This window comes from Streptomyces sp. NBC_00873, assembly GCF_045207415.1.
Taxonomy (GTDB): Bacteria; Actinomycetota; Actinomycetes; order Streptomycetales; family Streptomycetaceae; genus Streptomyces.
Map to the genome: position 1 here is coordinate 7535283 of NZ_CP108803.1, position 17881 is coordinate 7553163.

The 17881-nt window shown below is 70.9% G+C and carries 18 protein-coding genes; 9 read left to right on the plus strand and 9 right to left on the minus strand.

Annotated elements, in window-relative coordinates; all coding sequences use genetic code 11:
* Positions 1–270 precede the first annotated feature (270 nt).
* Together OH809_RS34810 and OH809_RS34815 are read right to left on the minus strand one after the other, a co-directional pair.
* Entirely contained in the window at positions 271–675 is a 405-nt protein-coding gene (locus OH809_RS34810) for a PIN domain nuclease (RefSeq protein ID WP_406417576.1), read from the minus strand.
* A complete protein-coding gene (locus OH809_RS34815) occupies positions 672–908 on the minus strand; it encodes a type II toxin-antitoxin system VapB family antitoxin (RefSeq protein WP_406417574.1) in 237 nt (78 codons plus the stop codon). The genes OH809_RS34810 and OH809_RS34815 overlap by 4 nt, the downstream gene beginning before the upstream one ends.
* Before the next feature lie 317 nt (positions 909–1225).
* Between OH809_RS34815 and OH809_RS34820 the strand changes: the two genes are divergently transcribed.
* Both OH809_RS34820 and OH809_RS34825 read left to right on the plus strand, forming a co-directional pair.
* Positions 1226–1516, plus strand: a complete 291-nt coding sequence (locus OH809_RS34820; RefSeq protein WP_406516026.1) for a hypothetical protein — start codon at positions 1226–1228, stop codon at positions 1514–1516.
* Between the two features lie 260 nt (positions 1517–1776).
* Positions 1777–2949 (plus strand): acyl-CoA dehydrogenase family protein, encoded by a 1173-nt coding sequence (locus OH809_RS34825; RefSeq protein ID WP_406516027.1) that lies wholly within the window; start codon positions 1777–1779, stop codon positions 2947–2949.
* A gap of 499 nt (positions 2950–3448) precedes the next feature.
* Here the strand turns inward: OH809_RS34825 and OH809_RS34830 are convergent, their stop codons facing one another.
* Complete coding sequence (locus OH809_RS34830) at positions 3449–3850, minus strand: hypothetical protein (RefSeq protein WP_406417568.1); 402 nt, start codon at positions 3848–3850, stop codon at positions 3449–3451.
* 203 nt (positions 3851–4053) lie between these two features.
* On the opposite strand from OH809_RS34830, the gene OH809_RS34835 reads away from it, so the two are divergent.
* The 4 genes from OH809_RS34835 (at position 4054) to fxsA (ending at position 8119) form a co-directional block, all read left to right on the plus strand.
* On the plus strand, positions 4054–4494 hold the full coding sequence (locus OH809_RS34835; RefSeq protein WP_024493538.1) for an Lrp/AsnC family transcriptional regulator: 441 nt from the start codon (positions 4054–4056) through the stop codon (positions 4492–4494).
* A gap of 46 nt (positions 4495–4540) precedes the next feature.
* Positions 4541–6187, plus strand: a complete 1647-nt coding sequence (locus OH809_RS34840) for an amidohydrolase (RefSeq protein WP_406516028.1) — start codon at positions 4541–4543, stop codon at positions 6185–6187.
* A gap of 526 nt (positions 6188–6713) precedes the next feature.
* Positions 6714–7481 (plus strand): polyprenol monophosphomannose synthase, encoded by a 768-nt coding sequence (locus tag OH809_RS34845; RefSeq protein ID WP_406516029.1) that lies wholly within the window; start codon positions 6714–6716, stop codon positions 7479–7481.
* Positions 7482–7528: 47 nt separating this feature from the next.
* Positions 7529–8119, plus strand: coding sequence for an FxsA family membrane protein (gene fxsA, locus OH809_RS34850; protein ID WP_406516030.1), 591 nt, complete (start codon positions 7529–7531; stop codon positions 8117–8119).
* Between the two features lie 302 nt (positions 8120–8421).
* Here fxsA and OH809_RS34855 read toward each other — a convergent pair whose 3' ends face one another.
* The 4 genes from OH809_RS34855 to OH809_RS34870 form a co-directional block, all read right to left on the minus strand.
* A complete protein-coding gene (locus tag OH809_RS34855; RefSeq protein ID WP_007262928.1) occupies positions 8422–8796 on the minus strand; it encodes an RNA polymerase-binding protein RbpA in 375 nt (124 codons plus the stop codon).
* A 265-nt stretch (positions 8797–9061) separates the two neighbouring features.
* Positions 9062–10435, minus strand: a complete 1374-nt coding sequence (locus tag OH809_RS34860; RefSeq protein ID WP_406516031.1) for an MFS transporter — start codon at positions 10433–10435, stop codon at positions 9062–9064.
* 47 nt (positions 10436–10482) lie between these two features.
* Positions 10483–11247: a glycerophosphodiester phosphodiesterase gene (locus OH809_RS34865; protein ID WP_406417561.1), complete on the minus strand. Its 765-nt coding sequence runs from the start codon at positions 11245–11247 to the stop codon at positions 10483–10485.
* The gene (locus OH809_RS34870) at positions 11244–11945 is read right to left on the minus strand and encodes a YitT family protein (protein WP_406417559.1); all 702 of its coding nucleotides are present in this window, start codon (positions 11943–11945) and stop codon (positions 11244–11246) included. The genes OH809_RS34865 and OH809_RS34870 overlap by 4 nt, the downstream gene beginning before the upstream one ends.
* A gap of 102 nt (positions 11946–12047) precedes the next feature.
* Here OH809_RS34870 and OH809_RS34875 point away from each other — a divergent pair, with 102 nt between their 5' ends.
* On the plus strand, positions 12048–13547 hold the full coding sequence (locus tag OH809_RS34875) for a PLP-dependent aminotransferase family protein (RefSeq protein WP_376668074.1): 1500 nt from the start codon (positions 12048–12050) through the stop codon (positions 13545–13547).
* Positions 13548–13612: 65 nt separating this feature from the next.
* Here the strand turns inward: OH809_RS34875 and OH809_RS34880 are convergent, their stop codons facing one another.
* Positions 13613–15238: a hypothetical protein gene (locus OH809_RS34880; RefSeq protein WP_406516032.1), complete on the minus strand. Its 1626-nt coding sequence runs from the start codon at positions 15236–15238 to the stop codon at positions 13613–13615.
* A gap of 38 nt (positions 15239–15276) precedes the next feature.
* Positions 15277–15471 carry a hypothetical protein gene (locus tag OH809_RS34885; RefSeq protein ID WP_266988092.1) on the minus strand — a complete coding sequence of 65 codons (195 nt, stop codon included), beginning with the start codon at positions 15469–15471 and terminating at the stop codon, positions 15277–15279.
* Between the two features lie 314 nt (positions 15472–15785).
* Here OH809_RS34885 and OH809_RS34890 point away from each other — a divergent pair, with 314 nt between their 5' ends.
* Complete coding sequence (locus OH809_RS34890; protein ID WP_406417553.1) at positions 15786–16178, plus strand: ankyrin repeat domain-containing protein; 393 nt, start codon at positions 15786–15788, stop codon at positions 16176–16178.
* 218 nt (positions 16179–16396) lie between these two features.
* Positions 16397–17815: a HEAT repeat domain-containing protein gene (locus tag OH809_RS34895; RefSeq protein WP_406516033.1), complete on the plus strand. Its 1419-nt coding sequence runs from the start codon at positions 16397–16399 to the stop codon at positions 17813–17815.
* Positions 17816–17881 lie beyond the last annotated feature (66 nt).

A 17881-nucleotide genomic window follows, 5' to 3' on the forward strand; every position in this document is an offset into this window, starting at 1 on the left:
CATGGTCAGCCACTACCGACGACGAGGCGACCCCCTCCCACCACTCCTACAACCCTGGGCACACCACAAACCGATCCCACCGATCAACGACCCTCAATCTGATCCCTTACAGCGGACAGAACATCACGTTCGAGCAGGACGTACGGCAGGAGAACCAGGGCACGTTCAACGGGAAGATCGAGCTTCCTGCCGACGTGCGCTGACCTGGTCCGCAGTTCCGGCAGCCGGAGGCCGGCCCTCCCGTGCCGCCCTACCTGGTTTCGGCGATTGTCACTCGCCGATGCGGCGCACCGGCTGGCCAGTGACACGGGCAATCGTCTCGAAGTCAGCATCCTGGTGGAGGACTGTGAACTTGTGATGTCGGGCAGTGACAGCGACGAGTAGGTCAACGGGGCTGGCGCACTGATGCCACCCGCTGTCCGCGAGGCGTTGCTGCAGATCTGCGGAGTCGTCCCATGCGGAGTCGCGCATCGAGTAGTAGGGGAACGTCTCGCGGAGCAGGCCATCGGCTTCGTAGTACGCCGCACGGCTGCCGACTGCCCGCAGATATTCCTGCCGTACCGGCTCGCAGAGCCCTACCAGCCCTGCGGTGACGAGTTCGTCCCAAGCGGGACTCGCCTGACGCCGGTAGAAGCGCACCAGGGCACTGGTGTCGATCAGAAACAGCTCGCTCACGCGGTGGACCGTCCGCCGTCGTCGGGGCTTTCATGGCCGGGGTCGATGACCGAGAAGTCGATCTCGCCATCGGCAACCATCTGCCGCATCCGCTCCACTGCTGCCGCGCGACGCCGCCGGTCAGCGATTTCGCGTAGGGCCGCGTTCACGGTGTCCTTCTTGGTGGTGGTACCCAGATGTCGTGCAGCCTCTTGCAGGGCTTCGTCGTCCAAGTCGATCACGGTGCGGGACATGGGCACCCCCAGGATGCGTATATACGTTTCGAAAAGAAGATATCACGAGGTGGTGTCGCTGCGCTCAGCCCCGGAGGAGCTCCAGAGGGCGCCGCCCCGTGCAGTGGTTTTGCCCCAAAGGTGCGCGCGCTCGCAATCGGCTGCCGAGGCGATGTATGACCGGCCCGATTTCTCTGCGCCGCCGAGGTCGAGTCGGGTTCTGTGAGTGAGCCGGCCGGGGGCTCGCCCGCGGCCTCGTCCGCGTCGCCGAGCGGGACCCCGTCGGCGTTCGCCTCGGCTTCCCCCTCGCCCCCGGGGCCAGGGCCGACGCGTACGCGATGACCTACGACGAGCTGAACCACCTCTCGAAGGTCGAGGAGAAGCTGGGCAGCACGGTCAGGAACACGACGGCGCTGACCTATGACGCCAACGGGAACCCGGTCACGGCGACCCACGATCTGACGTGGTCGAAGTCCGAGTACGACATCCGCGACCCGGTCGACAAGATCACCAACGCGGACTCGCCGACGGCGGGCAACCAGCAGATCGCCGCCTTCACCTACACCGACCGCGGCCAGCCGCTGAAGCAGACGAAGCCGAACCGTAGATGGACGAGACCAACTGTGTAATGGTTCGGACTATTCCCCTGGTCGTCCGGGCCCCGCACGGGTCGTCCGGGCGCCCTATCCGTCACCCCGTGACGGATACCGTCCGATCGGGCATACTCGACCCCCCACGGCCGCTGGCCAGCAACTCTCGTAATCCGGGAGGGCAGCAGCGGTTTGGGTACCAGTGCTTTTCCGGGCCCCGGTCCGGAGATCCCCCGGCGGAGCCGCTCACACCCCGCGCGCGCGCCGCCGCAACGCCCGACAGGGAGGAGAGCGCCGTCATGTCCGACCGTGCCCCGCAATTGGTGGAGCGTCGTCTGCCCACCGAGGAGTCCAGGCAGCTCGTCGCGCTCGTCCGCGACATCGTCCAGCGGGAGATCGCGCCCAACGCGGCGGAGGAGGAGGACGCGGGCCGGTTCCCGCGCGAGGTCTTCACCCTGCTCTCCGAATCCGGGCTGCTCGGTCTGCCGTACGACTCCGCCCATGGCGGCGGAGACCAGCCCTACGAGGTCTACCTCCAGGTGCTCGAAGAGCTCGCGGCCGCCCGGCTCACCGTGGGCCTCGGCGTCAGTGTCCACTCGCTCGCCTGCCATGCCCTCGCCGGATACGGCACCAAGGAGCAGCAGGCGGAACACCTGCCGGCGATGCTGGGAGGCGGCCTGCTGGGGGCCTACTGCCTCTCCGAGCCCGCCTCGGGCTCCGATGCCGCCTCGCTCCGCACGAAGGCCGTACGCGACGGCGACGACTGGGTCATCACCGGCACCAAGGCGTGGATCACCCATGGCGGTATCGCCGACTTCTACACGGTTCTGGCGAGGACCGGCGTCGAGGGTGCCCGCGGCATCACCGCCTTCCTTGTCCCCGGCGACGCCGAGGGGCTGAACGCGGCCCTCCCCGAGAAGAAGATGGGCATGAAGGGCTCGCCCACCGCCCAGCTGCACTTCGACGGTGTGCGGGTGCCGGACGCCCGCCGGATCGGTGAGGAAGGGCAGGGTTTCGCCATCGCCCTGTCCGCACTCGACTCCGGGCGGCTCGGCATCGCCGCCTGCGCTATCGGCGTCGCACAGGCGGCTCTGGACGAGGCCGTCGGATATGCCACCGGGCGGCAGCAGTTCGGCCGCCCCATCGCCGACTTTCAGGGGCTGCGGTTCATGCTCGCCGACATGGCCACCCAGATCGAGGCGGGCCGTGCGCTCTATCTGGAGGCGGCGAGGCTGCGCGACGCGGGCAGGCCGTTCTCCCGGCAGGCGGCCATGGCCAAGCTGTTCTGTACGGACGCGGCCATGCGGGTCACCGTCGACGCCGTCCAGGTGCTCGGCGGCTACGGCTACACCGTCGACTTCCCCGTCGAGCGGCTGATGCGCGAGGCCAAGGTGCTGCAGATCGTCGAGGGGACCAATCAGATTCAGCGCATGGTCATCGCGCGCCACCTCGCGGGTCCCGAGACCCACTGAGGCGCAACGGCCGGTCCGACCACACGGGCGTCGTCATGATCCGGTTCCACTCATGGTCATGACGGCCCGGCAGGGTCCTGCCGGTGGACTCCCAATGGCTCAGCATCGCTCGGTAGATGGGTGGATCCGTCGAATGCGGCACCGCGCGCAGGCCTGACGGGGCGGACGCCGAGGGGGGCTCCGGCTGCGAACCGGGCTGCGGAACCGATTCTTCGGGGGTCGGAGCGGCGAGACGGCGGCGACCGGGGCCGGCCGTGGATTGCAGCAGGGTCATGCCAGGCCAACGCCGTGGGGCGGGGCCGGGTCACTGCCGTGAGGATTCGAGCGCCCGTTCGCCAGGTTCCCCTGCCGCGCGGGCGTGGCTCGGTCGCCCGCACCACGCCGGCCCGGCCGTCGTGGTGCAGCACGTGTGTGCCGGGCGTCTGCGGGAGGAATCCGGCAGACGGAGAGTCGCCGCCCCTCACTGCCTTCGGCGCGCGTCAGGCGGCGTCAGGGCGTCTCAGGCGGCGTTGCGGCGGATCTGGTGCGGCACCCGCAGCGGGCGCGAACCCGCGCCACCGGCGTGCGAGAACGGCTGCATCCTCCAGTCGAGCCCCTGGGGGAGCGTCAGCAGCAGTCCCATCTCCTGTTCCTGGAGTTCGAGCGACTCGTCGGCCGGACGTGCCTGCGCGGCGTCGCGACCGGTTCCGGCGCACACCATGAGGACGAACGGGTTCCACGGCGTCGGGCACAGCGCGTGTTCCGGCAGCACATCCTCGTCGGCCAGCAGCGCGATCGGCTGCGCACAGTCCGGGCAGATCACCCGGTACATCTCAAAAGTGTCGTACGCGTCGGGAGCGGAGTCCTCGACGGGTTCAACAGGCTCCGGTTCGGTACGTACGGTGAGCTTCAGGCTCTGCATGGAGAATCTCCCCCTCGGGTGGGCCGGCAAGGCGCCACGGCCTCGACCACAGCAAGCACTTCCCGTCGCGCATCCGCCGTAACCGCGAGGTCGTCGGCTACCCTTCCGTAAACCTGTGGCATTCGTCACATGACCCCTGCGGGTGCCCTGTTCGGGGCCCTACGGCTGTGCCTGGAGGGGCCCGGGGCCATAGGTTGATCCGCATGGAGGAGCTGGACCGTCAGATTGTGGAGTTGCTCGTCAAGGACGGGCGGATGAGCTACACCGACCTGGGCAAGGCCACGGGCCTGTCCACCTCGGCCGTTCATCAGCGAGTCCGTCGGCTGGAGCAGCGCGGGGTGATCCGGGGCTATGCCGCGGTCGTCGACCCCGAGGCCGTCGGGCTGCCCCTCACCGCGTTCATCTCGGTGAAACCGTTCGACCCGAGCGCGCCGGACGACATCGCCGAGCGGCTCGCCGGTGTACCGGAACTGGAGGCGTGCCACAGCGTCGCGGGCGACGAGAACTACATCCTCAAGGTGCGCGTCGCGACCCCGCTCGAGCTGGAGCATCTGCTGACCCGGATCCGCTCGCTGGCCGGGGTCTCCACCCGCACCACCGTGGTCCTCTCCACCCCGTACGAGGCACGCCCCCCGCAGATCTGAGGGGGGCGCGGACGGCGCCGCTCCGCACAAGGGCGAGACTGGTGCCATGACCGAGAGCACCGCCCCCCAGAGCGAACACCGCACCGTGCTGCTGCGCGGTGGAGACGTCCACAGCCCCGCCGATCCCTTCGCCACCGCCATGGTCGTCGAACGCGGCCATATCGCCTGGGTGGGGTCGGAAGGGGCCGCCGACGCCTTCGCGAGCGGCGTCGACGAAGTGATCGACCTCGAAGGGGCCCTGGTCACTCCCGCGTTCACCGACGCCCACGTCCACACCACCTCGACCGGCCTCGCCCTCACCGGCCTGGACCTCGCGGGCGCCCGCACCCTCGCCGAGGCCCTCGACCTCGTACGCGCGTACACGGCCGCGCACCCCACGGACCGGGTCGTCCTCGGACACGGCTGGGACGCCACGCGCTGGCCGGAGCAGCGGCCTCCGTCGCGCGCCGAGCTCGACGCCGCGGCCGGCGGCCGGCCGCTCTATCTGCCCCGGATCGATGTGCACTCCGCCGTCGTCACGACCGCCCTCCTCGATCTGGTTCCCGGCGTCACCGCGCTGGCCGGCTACCGCCCCGACGCCCCGCTGACCGGCGCCGCCCACCACGCCGTGCGCTCCGCCGCCCATGGCGCGATCTCGCCGCAGCAGCGTGCCGAGGCGCAGCGTGCCGCCCTGGACCACGCCGTCTCGCTCGGCATCGGCTCCCTTCATGAGTGCGGCGGACCGGACATCTCCGACGAGGAGGACTTCACCGCCCTGCTGAAGCTTGCCGCCGGGCGGCCGGGACCGCGGGTCTTCGGCTACTGGGCCGAGCAGGTCGCGGACGAGAAGGATGCCCGCAGGATCCGTGAACTCGGCGCGATCGGTGCGGCCGGTGACCTGTTCGTCGACGGTTCCCTCGGCTCGCACACCGCGTGCCTGCACGAGCCCTACGCCGACGGACCGGCCGACGGCAGGGGCGCCGCCCACCTGGACGCCGCGCAGATCGCCGCCCATGTCACCGCCTGCACCGAGGCCGGTCTGCAGGCCGGTTTCCACGCCATCGGCGACGCGGCGGTCTCCGCCGTCGTGGCAGGGGTCCGGGCCGCATCCGAGACGCTCGGGCTGCCCCGGATCCGCGCCGCACGCCATCGCGTCGAGCACGCCGAGATGCTCACCCCCGAGACGGTCGCCGGTTTCGCGGAGCTGGGTCTGACCGCCTCGGTCCAGCCCGCCTTCGACGCCGCTTGGGGCGGCGAGGACGGCATGTACGCCCAGCGGCTCGGCGCCGACCGGGCCCGCACCCTGAACCCGTACGCGGGCCTCCTGCGGGCCGGTGTGCCCCTGGCCTTCGGCTCGGACAGCCCGGTGACCCCGCTGGACCCGTGGGGGACCGTACGGGCCGCTGCGTTCCACCGGACGCCGGAGCACCGGATCTCCGTACGGGCCGGCTTCACCGCGCACACCAGGGGCGGCTGGCGGGCCGTCGGCCGCGACGACGCGGGCACCCTCGTTCCCGGCGCCCCCGCCGACTACGCGGTCTGGCGCACCGAGGAGCTCGTGGTCCAGGCCCCGGACGACCGGGTCGCCCGCTGGTCGACCGACCCGAGGTCCGGGACGCCCGGCCTGCCGGATCTCACCCCCGGCAGCGACCTCCCGGTCTGTCTGCGAACCGTGGTCTACGGACAAACTGTCTACGTGCGGCCGAACGAGTGACGTCCCCACATTTCGTACCGCCGATCGAAGGCGCCCCCGCTTCCCCGCGACCTGCGTATCTCCGGTACTGACCAGGCAACTTCGGTAAACATCGCAGGTCAGACGGGTATTGACAGGAGGCGCCCACGGGCCGGTAGGTTCGGCCGAGTCCACCACAGGACGTCCGACCGGTTGAACCTCCACGCAGTCGTCGAACGCCGCTGGGTCATGGGGTGGTGTGCCGCACCGGCGCACCACCACTGACAGCCAGGTTCAGCGCCCGCGCCTCGGGGGCGAGGGAAGGTGTGAACCGGACGGCAGGTGTGACCCGGGTGGGGCCCGGACGTTCAGTAGACAACGGCTCTCGGTCGACCCGCAGCCAGCGGGCCCCAGGTCGGCCCGAAGGGCGCCGGGCCCCGATCCGCAGTTCTGTCCGCACTTTCCTCCTTCTGTCCGGGCGGGCGCCCGACAGGTGCCTACGCGTCGGCCCCCGGCCCTGATGCGATCGATATGGTGTGCACCTGTGTACGGACGTGAGGGGCAGTAAGTGAACGACGGCGGTCAGAGGCGATACGGCCCGCTCGGCAGAGCCTTGGTGATCATCCCGACCTACAACGAGGTCGAGAACATCAAGCCGATCGTCACCCGGGTGCGCGCCGCGGTACCGGACGCGGACATCCTGGTCGCCGACGACAACAGTCCCGACGGAACCGGGAAGATCGCCGACGAGCTCGCCGCCGCCGACAGCCATGTCCAGGTCCTGCACCGCAAGGGCAAGGAAGGGCTCGGCGCCGCTTACCTCGCCGGGTTCCGCTGGGGCATCGACCACGGTTACGGCGTCCTCGTGGAGATGGACGCCGACGGCTCCCACCAGCCCGAGGAACTGCCCCGGCTGCTCACCGCCCTCAAGGGTGCCGACCTGGTGCTCGGCTCCCGCTGGGTGCCGGGCGGGCGCGTGGTCAACTGGCCCAAGTCGCGCGAGATGATCTCCCGCGGCGGCAGCACGTACTCCCGGCTGCTCCTCGGACTGCAGACCAGGGACGTCACCGGCGGCTACCGGGCCTTCCGGGCGGAGACCCTGAAGGGGATCGGCCTCGACGAGGTCGCCTCCCAGGGGTACTGCTTCCAGGTCGACCTGGCCCGTCGCACCATCGACGCGGGATACCACGTCGTCGAAGTCCCGATCACCTTCGTGGACCGCGAGATCGGCGACTCCAAGATGAGCCGCGACATCCTCGTCGAGGCGCTGTGGCGGGTCACGGCCTGGGGCGTCACCGCCCGTACGAACCGGGTCCTGGGCCGCAAGTCTTCCTGATCACCCCCTTATCCCGCTTGGACATCCGTCCAGGCACACTGGGGACCATGACGACCGGCACCCCGCCCCCGACCGCACCGCGGCGCTCGCGCGCCCGTACCTTCATCCCGCTCGCCATCGCCGCCTGGGCAGTGCTGGAGATCTGGCTGCTGACCCTGGTGGCGGACGTGGCGGGCGGGTTCACCGTGCTGCTGCTCCTGATCGGGGGCGTCGTGCTCGGGGCCGTGGTGATGAAGGCGGCCGGCCGCCGGGCCTTCCGCAACCTCGCCGAGACGCTCCAGCAGATGCCGGGCCGGCCCGGTGAGGCCGCGGCGCCGCCCACCGCCCCGTCGGGCAGCAAGGGCAATGGCTTCCTGATGCTCGGCGGGCTGCTGCTCATCATCCCGGGGATGATCTCGGACGTGGCAGGACTCCTGCTGCTGGTGCCGCCGGTCCGCGCGACGCTCGGCCGGTATGCGGAGGAGTCCCTGGATCGCCGTATGCGCACCGCTGCCCCCGGCAGCTTCTCCGACGCGTTCGAGCAGGCCCGGATCCACCGTCCGGACGGAAAGGTCGTCCAGGGCGAGGTCATCCGCGACACGGAGACTCGGCCGGGCCCGCGCCCCGACGGCGGCTCGCGTCCCCCGCTCACCCCCTGAGCGGCTGTCGGGCTACCTCTGATCGGGCGGTCGAAGGTAGCCCGACGGCCTCCGAGCGGGTTCTCGTCCGAAGCCGCCCCCTGGACGGGACCCCGTCCGCACGGCTGTCCTCAATCGCCGGACGGGCTCGAGTTTCCCTGTCCGGCGTTCACGCCCCGGACGGAGGAATCAAACCCGAACGGCGCTCGGAGACCGAAGAGCAGGTAGCAGGGTGCCCACCCTGTGCGCGACAGAGCCGCGGGCCGTGACACACGCTCGGTGTGTCACGGCCCGCGGCTCTGTCTCTCTGCGGTGTCGCGCGGTCAGGCAGACTTCCTGCTGTCCCGCGGGTGCACGGCGATGTTCATGGCTCCGGAGCGCAGAACCGCCAGCCTCTCGGCCAGCACCTCCTCAAGCTCCTCGCGTGTGCGCCGCTCCATGAGCATGTCCCAGTGCGTACGCGCAGGCTTGCCCTTCTTCTCCTCGGGGCCATCCCCGTCCACCAGGAGTGCCATGGCGCCGCACGCCTTGCACTCCCACTCCGGCGGAATTTCCGCCTCTACCGAGAACGGCATCTCAAATCGATGTCCGTTCTGGCATGCGTACTCCACCGCCTGGCGCGGGGCCAGATCGATGCCGCGGTCCGTCTCGTAGCTGGTAACCACGAGTCGCGTGCCGCGGAGAGCTCGCTCACTCATGAATCGTGCCTCCCGGGCTTGTCGCCCACAGGACAGGTGTCGCTGTCGTCGTCATCCGGTCAACGTCCGGTCGGCGGCAAAGATTCCCGTTGCCGGTCATGCGTCGCCCGTCGTGCCGCTGCTTTTTCAGAGTTGGAATACCCAACATTGCCCGGTTTGTCACATTTGGCAGAAGTTGTCACCCAACGGTTTGGCTTCTTCCACTCGCAGTAACGGTCCTCCGGGCAGGCCAAAGGCGTACACTACCGGCCTTTCACTTCAACGCCTAAATCCGTTCAGGAACGGGATTTCCCGCGGCCGCAACGGCCTGCCGTACAGGCACCCTCGCGAGCAGCACGGAACCGACCGCGAAGAAGATCACCAAAGAGATGATCGCATCCCGGTAGCTGCCGGTCAGCTGATACGCGAGACCGAACACCAGCGGCCCCAGCCAGCTCAGTCCGCGGTCGCTCATCTCGTACGCGGAGAAGTACTCCGCCTCCTTGCCGTGGGGCACCAGATGCGAAAAAAGCGAGCGGGACAGTGCCTGGCTGCCGCCGAGGACCAGGCCGATCGCCGAGGCCAGCAGATAGAAGAAGACCGGGGCGTCCGAGGGCAGGAAGTATCCGGCGACGAGGATCAGGGTCCAGACAACGAGCGAGGCCAGGATCGTGCGCTTCGCGCCGTACACCCGTGCCAGCCGGCCCATGCCCAGGGCCCCGGCCACCGCCAGCACCTGCACCAGCAGCACGGCCGTGATCAGGGATGTCTGGTCGAGGCCCAGCTCCTCGGAGCCGTACACCGACGCCTGCGAGATCACCGTCTGGATGCCGTCGTTGTAGACGAGATAGGCGAGCAGGAACGAGAGCGTGAGCGGGTGGCGGCGCATGTCGCGCAGGGTCGCGAGCAGCTGCCGCCAGCCGGAGCCGACCGCGCCCTCACCGCCCGGTGCCACCCGCCGGTCACGCAGCCGTCGCAGCGGTACGACCGTGAAGGCTCCCCACCAGACCCCCGCCGACGCGAGGCAGATCCGTACCGCGTCGGACTCGGAGAGACCGAACGAATCGTGGCCCGTGTAGAGGACCAGATTGAGGACGAGGACGAGCGCCCCCGACGTGTAGCCGAAGGCCCAGCCCCGGGACGAGACGGCGTCGCGTTCGTCGGGCTCGGCGATCTGCGGGAGATACGCGTTGTAGAGCACCATCGACACCGAGATCGACGCGTTCGCCACGATCAGCAGGAACGCGCCCAGCAGATAGCGGTGGCCGTCCAGGAAGAACATCCCGGTCGTCGCGGCCGCCCCCACGTACGCGGCGGCCGCCAGCAGGGGCTTCTTGCGGCCCGTGCGGTCGGCGGCGGCGCCCACGATCGGCATCACCACCACCGCCACCACGACGGACATCGAGACCGCGTAGGCGAAGAGCGAACCCGCGCGCACCGGGATGCCGAGCGGGTGCAGGAAACCGTCGGCGTCGGCGGCGGCCTTGGCGATCGACGTCAGGTAGGGGCCGAGAAACACGGTGAGAACGCTGGTCGAGTAGACCGAACACGCGAAGTCGTAGAAGTACCAGCCGCGTTGTTCGCGTCTGCGGTCCGCGGCGTCGGCGCCGCCGGTGGTGCGTTCCGTCGGCTCAGCGGTGTCGGCGGTCTCGGCGCTCAACCCGCACCCCCCTTGTATCTCCCCGTGGGGACGCCGCCGGGCCGGCGTCAGGCCCAGGCCCCCCGCTCGCTCAGCACCGTGCGCAGCGTCTCGATGTGATCGGTCATGATGCCATCCACACCGAGATCGAGGAGAGCTGCCATCCGCTCCGGTTCGTTCACCGTCCAGACATGGACCTGGAGCCCGCGCGCATGGGCCTCCCGGACGAAGCGCCGGTCGACCACCCGGACCCCGTTCTGGCTCTCCGGGACCTGCGCGCACACCGCTCCGGCACGCAGTGCGGCTGGTATGCCGTACGAGCGCAGCCGAAGGCCCAGGACGCCGCGGACGCCGTACGAGGTGGCCAGCCGGGGGCCCGCGAGGCGGTGCGCCCTGGCCACCCGGGTCTCGGAGAACGAGCCGACGCACACCCGGTCCCAGGCTTCGGTCCGGCGGATCAGGTCGATCAGCGGGACGAGCGCCGGCTCGGCCTTGATGTCCACGTTCCAGCGGGCGTCGGGAAACGCCTCCAGCAACTCCTCGAACAGCGGCAGCGGTTCACGGCCCGCCACCCGGGCCCGCCGCACCTCGCTCCACGGCAGGTCGGCTATCCGGCCACGGGCGTCCGTCACCCGGTCCAGGGTGGCGTCGTGGAAGGCGACCAGACGACCGTCCGACGTCGTGTGCACATCGGTCTCGAAGTAGCGGTAGCCGGCGTCGGCGGCCCGGCTGAACGCGGCCGTGGTGTTCTCGATCCCGTCCGCCGCTCCGCCTCGGTGGGCGAACGGGATCGTCGCGGGATGGTCCAGATAAGGGTGGCGTACAGAGGTCACTGCGGCAGTATGGCCTCCTCCGATGGCCGGCCGGTGACGGCGGTGGTGCCGGACCCCGGCGCGGGAGCGACGGTCTCGTCGGCGGGCTTCGCCTCGGGGACGGCGAAGAAGCGCAGGAACAGCTGGGCGAGCGGGCCGATGGACAGCGCGTACAGGACCGTGCCCACGCCCAGGGAGCCGCCGAGCAGGAAGCCGGTCGCCACCACGGCCACCTCGATTGCCGTACGGACCAGGCGGACGGAGCGGCCGGTGCGCCGGTGCAGTCCGGTCATCAGGCCGTCGCGCGGCCCGGGGCCGAACCGTGCCGCGATGTACAGCCCCGTCGCGACACCGTTGAGCGCGATCCCCGCGACCATGATAACGATCCGGGCCGCCAGGCCGTGCAGCTCCGGGACGAGGGCGAGCGTGCCGTCCATGGCGAGGCCGATGGCGAAGACATTGGAGACCGTGCCGAGCCCGGGGCGCTGCCTCATCGGTATCCACAGGAGGAGGACCGCCGCGCCGACGATGATCGCGACGACGCCGATGGACAGTCCGGTGCGTTCCGCGAGGCCCTGGTGCAGCACCCCCCAGGGTTCGAGTCCGAGCCCGGCGCGGACCATGAGCGCCGAGCTCGCCCCGTACAGGGCCAGACCGACGTACAGCTGCATCAGCCGCCGTGTGAGGTGCGCCCGGCGGGGGACGGCGGTGACGGACAAGATGTGCTCCCTCGTGTGGTGGTGGTGGACTGCCGCATGACACTCTGTGGCAGGGGATTGGCTGCCAACTATGGCCAATCCGAGGAAGGTGGACTGATTTACATGGCGCAGTGGACTTCGGCCGTCGGTGCCGCGCAGCTCGCCCGGCAGCTCCAGGCCCAGCAGCAGAAGCCGATGGGCCCCGGCGCCCGCAGGCCCCCCGCCTATCGCGCGCTCGCCGACGGCGTCCGGCTGCTCGTCCTCGAAGGCCGGGTGCCGGTCGCCGCACGGCTCCCCGCCGAACGCGAGCTGGCGCTCGCCCTGTCCGTCAGCCGCACCACCGTCGCCGCCGCCTACGAGGCGCTGCGGGCCGAGGGATTCCTGGAGTCCCGGCGCGGCGCGGGCAGCTGGACCGCGGTCCCGGCAGGCAACCCCCTGCCCGCGCGCGGCCTGGAACCGCTGCCCCCGGAGTCGCTCGGTTCGATGATCGACCTGGGCTGTGCCTCCCTGCCCGCGCCCGAACCCTGGCTGACCCGTGCCGTCCAGGGCGCCCTGGAGGAGCTGCCGCCGTACGCGCACACCCACGGCGACTATCCGGCCGGACTGCCCGCGCTGCGGCAGATGATCGCCGACCGCTACACCGAGCGCGGCATCCCGACGATGCCCGAACAGATCATGGTCACCACCGGTGCGATGGGCGCGATCGACGCCATCTGCCACCTCTTCGCCGGGCGCGGCGAGCGGATCGCGGTGGAGTCCCCCTCGTACGCCAACATCCTTCAGCTGATGCGGGAGGCGGGCGCCCGGCTGGTGCCGGTGGCGATGGAGGAGGGGATCGGCGGCTGGGACATGAATCGCTGGCGGCAGGTGCTGCGCGACGCGGCGCCCCGGCTCGCGTACGTCGTGGCGGACTTCCACAATCCCACCGGCGCGCTCGCCGACGAGAGCCAGCGACGGGCCCTGGTGGACGCGGCCCGCTCCGCCGGGACGGTCCTGGTCGTCGACGAGACCATGAACGAGCTGTACCTCGACGCCGATGTCGAGATGCCGCGCCGGGTCTGTGCCTTCGACCCGGCGGGCAGCACCGTGCTCACCGTCGGCTCGGCCAGCAAGGCGTTCTGGGCGGGCATGCGGATCGGCTGGGTGCGGGCCGCGCCGGACGTGATCCGCAGTCTGGTGTCCGCCCGCGCCTACGCCGACATGGGCACACCCGTGCTGGAACAGCTCGCCATCAACTGGCTGATGCGCACGGGGGGCTGGGAGGAGGCCGTGGAGCTCCGGCGCGGTCAGGCGCGGGAGAACCGGGACGCGCTGGTCGCGGCGGTGCGCCGGGAGCTGCCGGAGTGGGAGTTCCAGGTGCCGCGCGGCGGCCTGACGCTCTGGGTGCGCACCGGCGGACTCTCGGGGTCACGGCTGGCCGTGGCGGGCGAGCGAGTGGGGGTGCGGGTGCCGTCCGGTCCGCGATTCGGCGTCGACGGCGCCTTCGAGGGGTACGTACGGCTGCCGTTCACGGTCGGCGGTCCGGTGGCGGACGAGGCGGCGGTACGGCTCGCGGCGGCGGCGGAGCTGGTGGGGTCGGGGGCGAGCGCGGGAGCGGAGGCGCCTCGCACGTTCGTCGCCTGACGGCCGAGGCGCAGTGGAAGGGGCGGGGAAGGATCGCGCGATCCTTCCCCGCCCCTTCCGCGCTCCTACTCGCTGAGCGACATCTGCTCGGGGGTCAGGGCGATCTCCGCGGTCAGTGCGTTCTGCGGGGTCAAGGGGGTCGCAGTCGCCGGAGTCGCCGGGTCCGGAACGGTCGCCTCGATCGGCGTCTGCCCCGTGGGCAGGAGATCGAGCACCGCCTGGCGGTGCGCCTCGCTCGTCGCGTCGTCGTACGGATCAGGTGTGGCCGGAACCTGGAGCCGCAGCACCGGACCGGTACCGAGCCGCACGTACCCCCGGCCGGGCGGGACGTCCGGGGTCGGTGTGGTGTGCGGCTCAAGGCCGAGCACCGTCTCGATCTGGTCGCGGGAGCTGTGGCCGAGCACGACGCGGGCCCTGGTGTGGGTCCGTACCGTCTCGCTGAGCGTGTCCAGGCTGTCGAACTGGTCGGCCAGCACCACGGTGACATTGGCCGCGCGGCCGTGCCGCAGCGGCACCTGCAGCAGCTCCTGCGGGTCGGGTCTGCCGTCGGCGGCCGCCAGATGGCCGAGGACGCTGGGCCGGTCCAGCAGGATCCAGAGCGGGCGCCTGGTGTCCTCGGGCGCGGAGTGCCCCGCCTGCCGGGCCCGGTTGGCGGCGATCAGCCGTCGCTCCGTCTCATGGGCCGCCCACTCCAGGCTGGTCAGTGCGCCGGCCAGTCCGCACTCGACGGCCAGCACACCGGCGCGCCCGGTCAGGCAGGCGTACTCACCGGTTCCGCTGCCTTCGATCATGAGGATGTCGCCGTGCTGGAGCGCCTGGACGGCGATGGAGCGCATCAGCGTGGTGGTGCCGCTGCCTGGCTGTCCGACGATCAGCAGGTGCGGTTCGGTGGAGCGGGCGCCGGTCCGCCAGACGACCGGGGGAGCGTCCCGGGTCGTGTCCCCGTCAGTCACCGGCACGGTGCGCTGCACCGCGTCGTTGTCGGTGAACCCCAGCACCGTCTCGCCCGGCGCGGTGACGAAGCGCTGTGCGGCGATCGAGGTGGGCAGCGCATCGAGCACGCTCATGACGAGCTGGTTGCCCTCCTCGTTCCAGGCGAAGTGGTACTCGCGGCCACGGCCCGACTTGGCGTGCAGCAGCTGTTCGATCCGGGTGCGGGAGGCGGTCTCACTGTCGGTGAAGTATGCGGGGTACGAGACGTGGAGCCGGGTGACGCGCCCGTCGCCGTCGAACGCGTAGCCGCTGAACGCCTTGGCCCAGTCGCCACCGTGGGCGAACAGCGGACTGGGGTCCTCGGCGGCGGAGAAGTGCGGCACGAGCGCCTCGTACAGCGCCTGGAGCCGCGCCGTCTCGGCCTTGCCGGGACCGGTCTTCGCGGGCGTGCGTTCCCGCCCTTTCCATGCGGCGGCGCCCATCACCGTGACCAGGGCGAGCAGCGGCCCGTACGGGATGAGCACCACCACGAGTACGCAGGCCGCGACGAGGAACAGAATGGGATTACGCCGCTCCTTGGGCGTCGCCGCCCACTTCTGCCGTCCTGCACCCGCCAGCAGCCGCAGACCACGAACGACCCTGATCAGCGGATGGAGGACGTCGGTGGCGTTGGCGGCGGCCGTGCGCGCGAACTCGCGACTGCGAGTGATCGAAGCGCTGCCGCTGCTCAGAATGCGGGGAAGGGGTCGCCGGGCCACGTCGGTTCTCCTGAAGGGGTGGGAGCGGTCGCGGCGGGTCAGAACTTGATCCCGCCCAGGAGGCTGGCCAGGCTCGCGCCGCCCGCCGTGATGCTCGGTGCGATGGCGGTGCCTGCCAGATAGAAGCCGAACAGGGCGGTGACGAAGGCGTGCGAGCCCTTCAGACCGTCCTTCCTGAAGAACAGGAAGACGATGATGCCGAGGATGACGACGCCAGACATGGAAAGGTTCATGAGTGGTTCTCCTGTTTGGGGGACAGTCACCATGAGTCCTTCCAGGCTCACAAAAAGTATCTATAGGATAAAAGCTGTAATTGGGTGAAAACCCGTTTTTTTCACTGGACTGGCCGACAGGAGAACGCGGTGCGGACGGAACTTCCGGTGCCGCGCACCGTTCCGGCCTCACGCGACGTGATGCTTTGCCGCGGCCGGGCCGCGGCATGTGCGCTGCGGAGCAGTACCCTGTCGATTCACTCGTACGGCCCCCACGGCGTACCGCCCCCCTGGCCGGCAGCAGCGAAACCCGTTAATGGAAGGCGGTCCGTCCGATGAGCGAAGCCCCCGACCCCGAGGTCGTCGAGCTGGCGACCAGGGTCTTCGACCTGGCGCGCCGCGGGGAGACCGAGGCGCTCGCCGCGTACGTGGACGCCGGTGTGCCCGCAAACCTCACCAACGACCGGGGCGACTCGCTGCTCATGCTCGCCGCGTACCACGGGCACGCCCCCGCGGTAGCCGCCCTCGTGAGCCGGGGAGCCGACCCGGACCGGGCCAACGACCGCGGGCAGACGCCGCTCGCCGGAGCCGTCTTCAAGGGCGAGGGCGCGGTGATCGAGGCGCTGCTCGCCGCGGGCGCCGACCCGGACGCCGGCACACCGTCCGCAACGGACACCGCGCGCATGTTCGGCAAGGCCGACCTGCTGGAACTCTTCGGCTCCCGCTGAACGGGTTCGCCGTAAATGTGGTCGCGGTGGCGAAATGGCTGGGTCATCATGACGTCGAGGGCCCGATTCGGGCCACCGACGAGAGGCAGAGGAAGATGGTCTACAGCAAGCAGAAGACGGCGGTCGGCCGATCATGTTGCTGCGCGGCGTAGTGCCCACCCGGCACTTGGAACTGCACAGTCCCGGTTGCGTCGACAGCTTGATGTGAGGCTTCTCCCATGTTCGATCCGTTCATAGCGCCGAGCGGCACCCTGCTCGGCCTGCTGCAGAGGGGCCGCGGCGACGGCACGCTCCACGCGCTTGCCGCACCGCGCCCCGAGGCCCTCGCGGCGCTCAACCACTGTGTCCTGAGCGATCCGCGTCACGACTGGCAGGTCGAGAACCGCTCCCTCTACTACGCACGCCTGTATCTCGACCTCGACGGCGGCATCGAAGAGATCGAGCGGCACCTCTGCGATCCCGACGACCACATCGACACCGACGACTCGCGGACCGGCCTGGCCCTCGCGGTCCTCGGCCACCTCGCCTCGTACGGACGCGGCGACGCCCTGGCCCTGCTGCGGCGGTACGCGGCGACGGGCGCCAACTGGGCGTGGGCCCTCGACGAGCTGGCCCTGCGTGACGACGACGCCGGGCTCCGTTCCCTCGCCGTGCCCGTCCTCGGCCGGTTCCCCGCCACCGAGGAGGGCGCCGCCGAACTCGCGGCCGCCGTACGGGACGCCTTCGAGCCCCGGCCCTGGCGGCTGTGGGCCGACGACCCGCGTGAAGCGGTCGGCGCCCGGGTCAGGGCCGCCTCCGAACAGGGCTCGTTCGACCGGTGGCAGCGGCAGATGCGGCCCGGCGGCCCACGCCCCGGCTGGAGCGTCCAGGCCGTGTTCGACTGGGCCCAGCAGGGACTGGACCGCGGCAGCATCCTCCACGTACCGGCCGCCCGCTGCCTCACTGCCGTCGCCGGTCCCGAGGACCGGCCGTTGATCGTCGAGACCGCCCGCAGCGGCCCGGACGGCGCCCGCTGCGCTGCCCTGCACCACCTCTCCGAGGCCAGGGACCCCGCTGTCCTCGACCTCATCGAGGCCGCGGCGGTCAGCCCGTCGAGCACCGTCGCCAAGGCGGCCGTCGCCGCCTTCGAGCGGATGTGCGGCGACGCGGCGGTGGACCGGGCCCGGAACTGGGCCCGACGGCCCGACGCGCTCGGCGCCTGCGCCGCCGGTGTGCTCGCCTGCCGGGGCGGAGCACAGGACGCCTCCCTCGTCCTCGCCGCCCTGCGCGACGCCGTACGCGGTGAAGGACCGGACGCACCGCGCCTGTGGACCCTGGTCGACGGCACGGGCCGGCTGGGCATCGCCTGCGCCGCCCCCGTCCTGCGCCACGTCTACCGGGAGACGTCCTCCTCCCATCTGCGCGGCCGGGCGGCCCGCGCGCTCGCCGCCACCGACCCCTCCTTCGCCACCGGCTTCGCCGTCGAATGCCTGTGGGACTGCGAGGAGTCCACCCGCGAGGTCGCCGCACTCCATGCGGAGACCGGCGACATCAGGGTCGCCGAACGGCTGCGCCGACTGGCCGCCGACCCGGCCGAGGAGGCCGAGGTGCAGACCGCGGTACGCAGCAGGATCGGGCCCGACGCCCCCGCTGTCTGACACGCTCCACGCACAGCAGGACGCAGCGCTTCGGGGGAGCGCGGCGTACCCGCCCACGGACGTCCA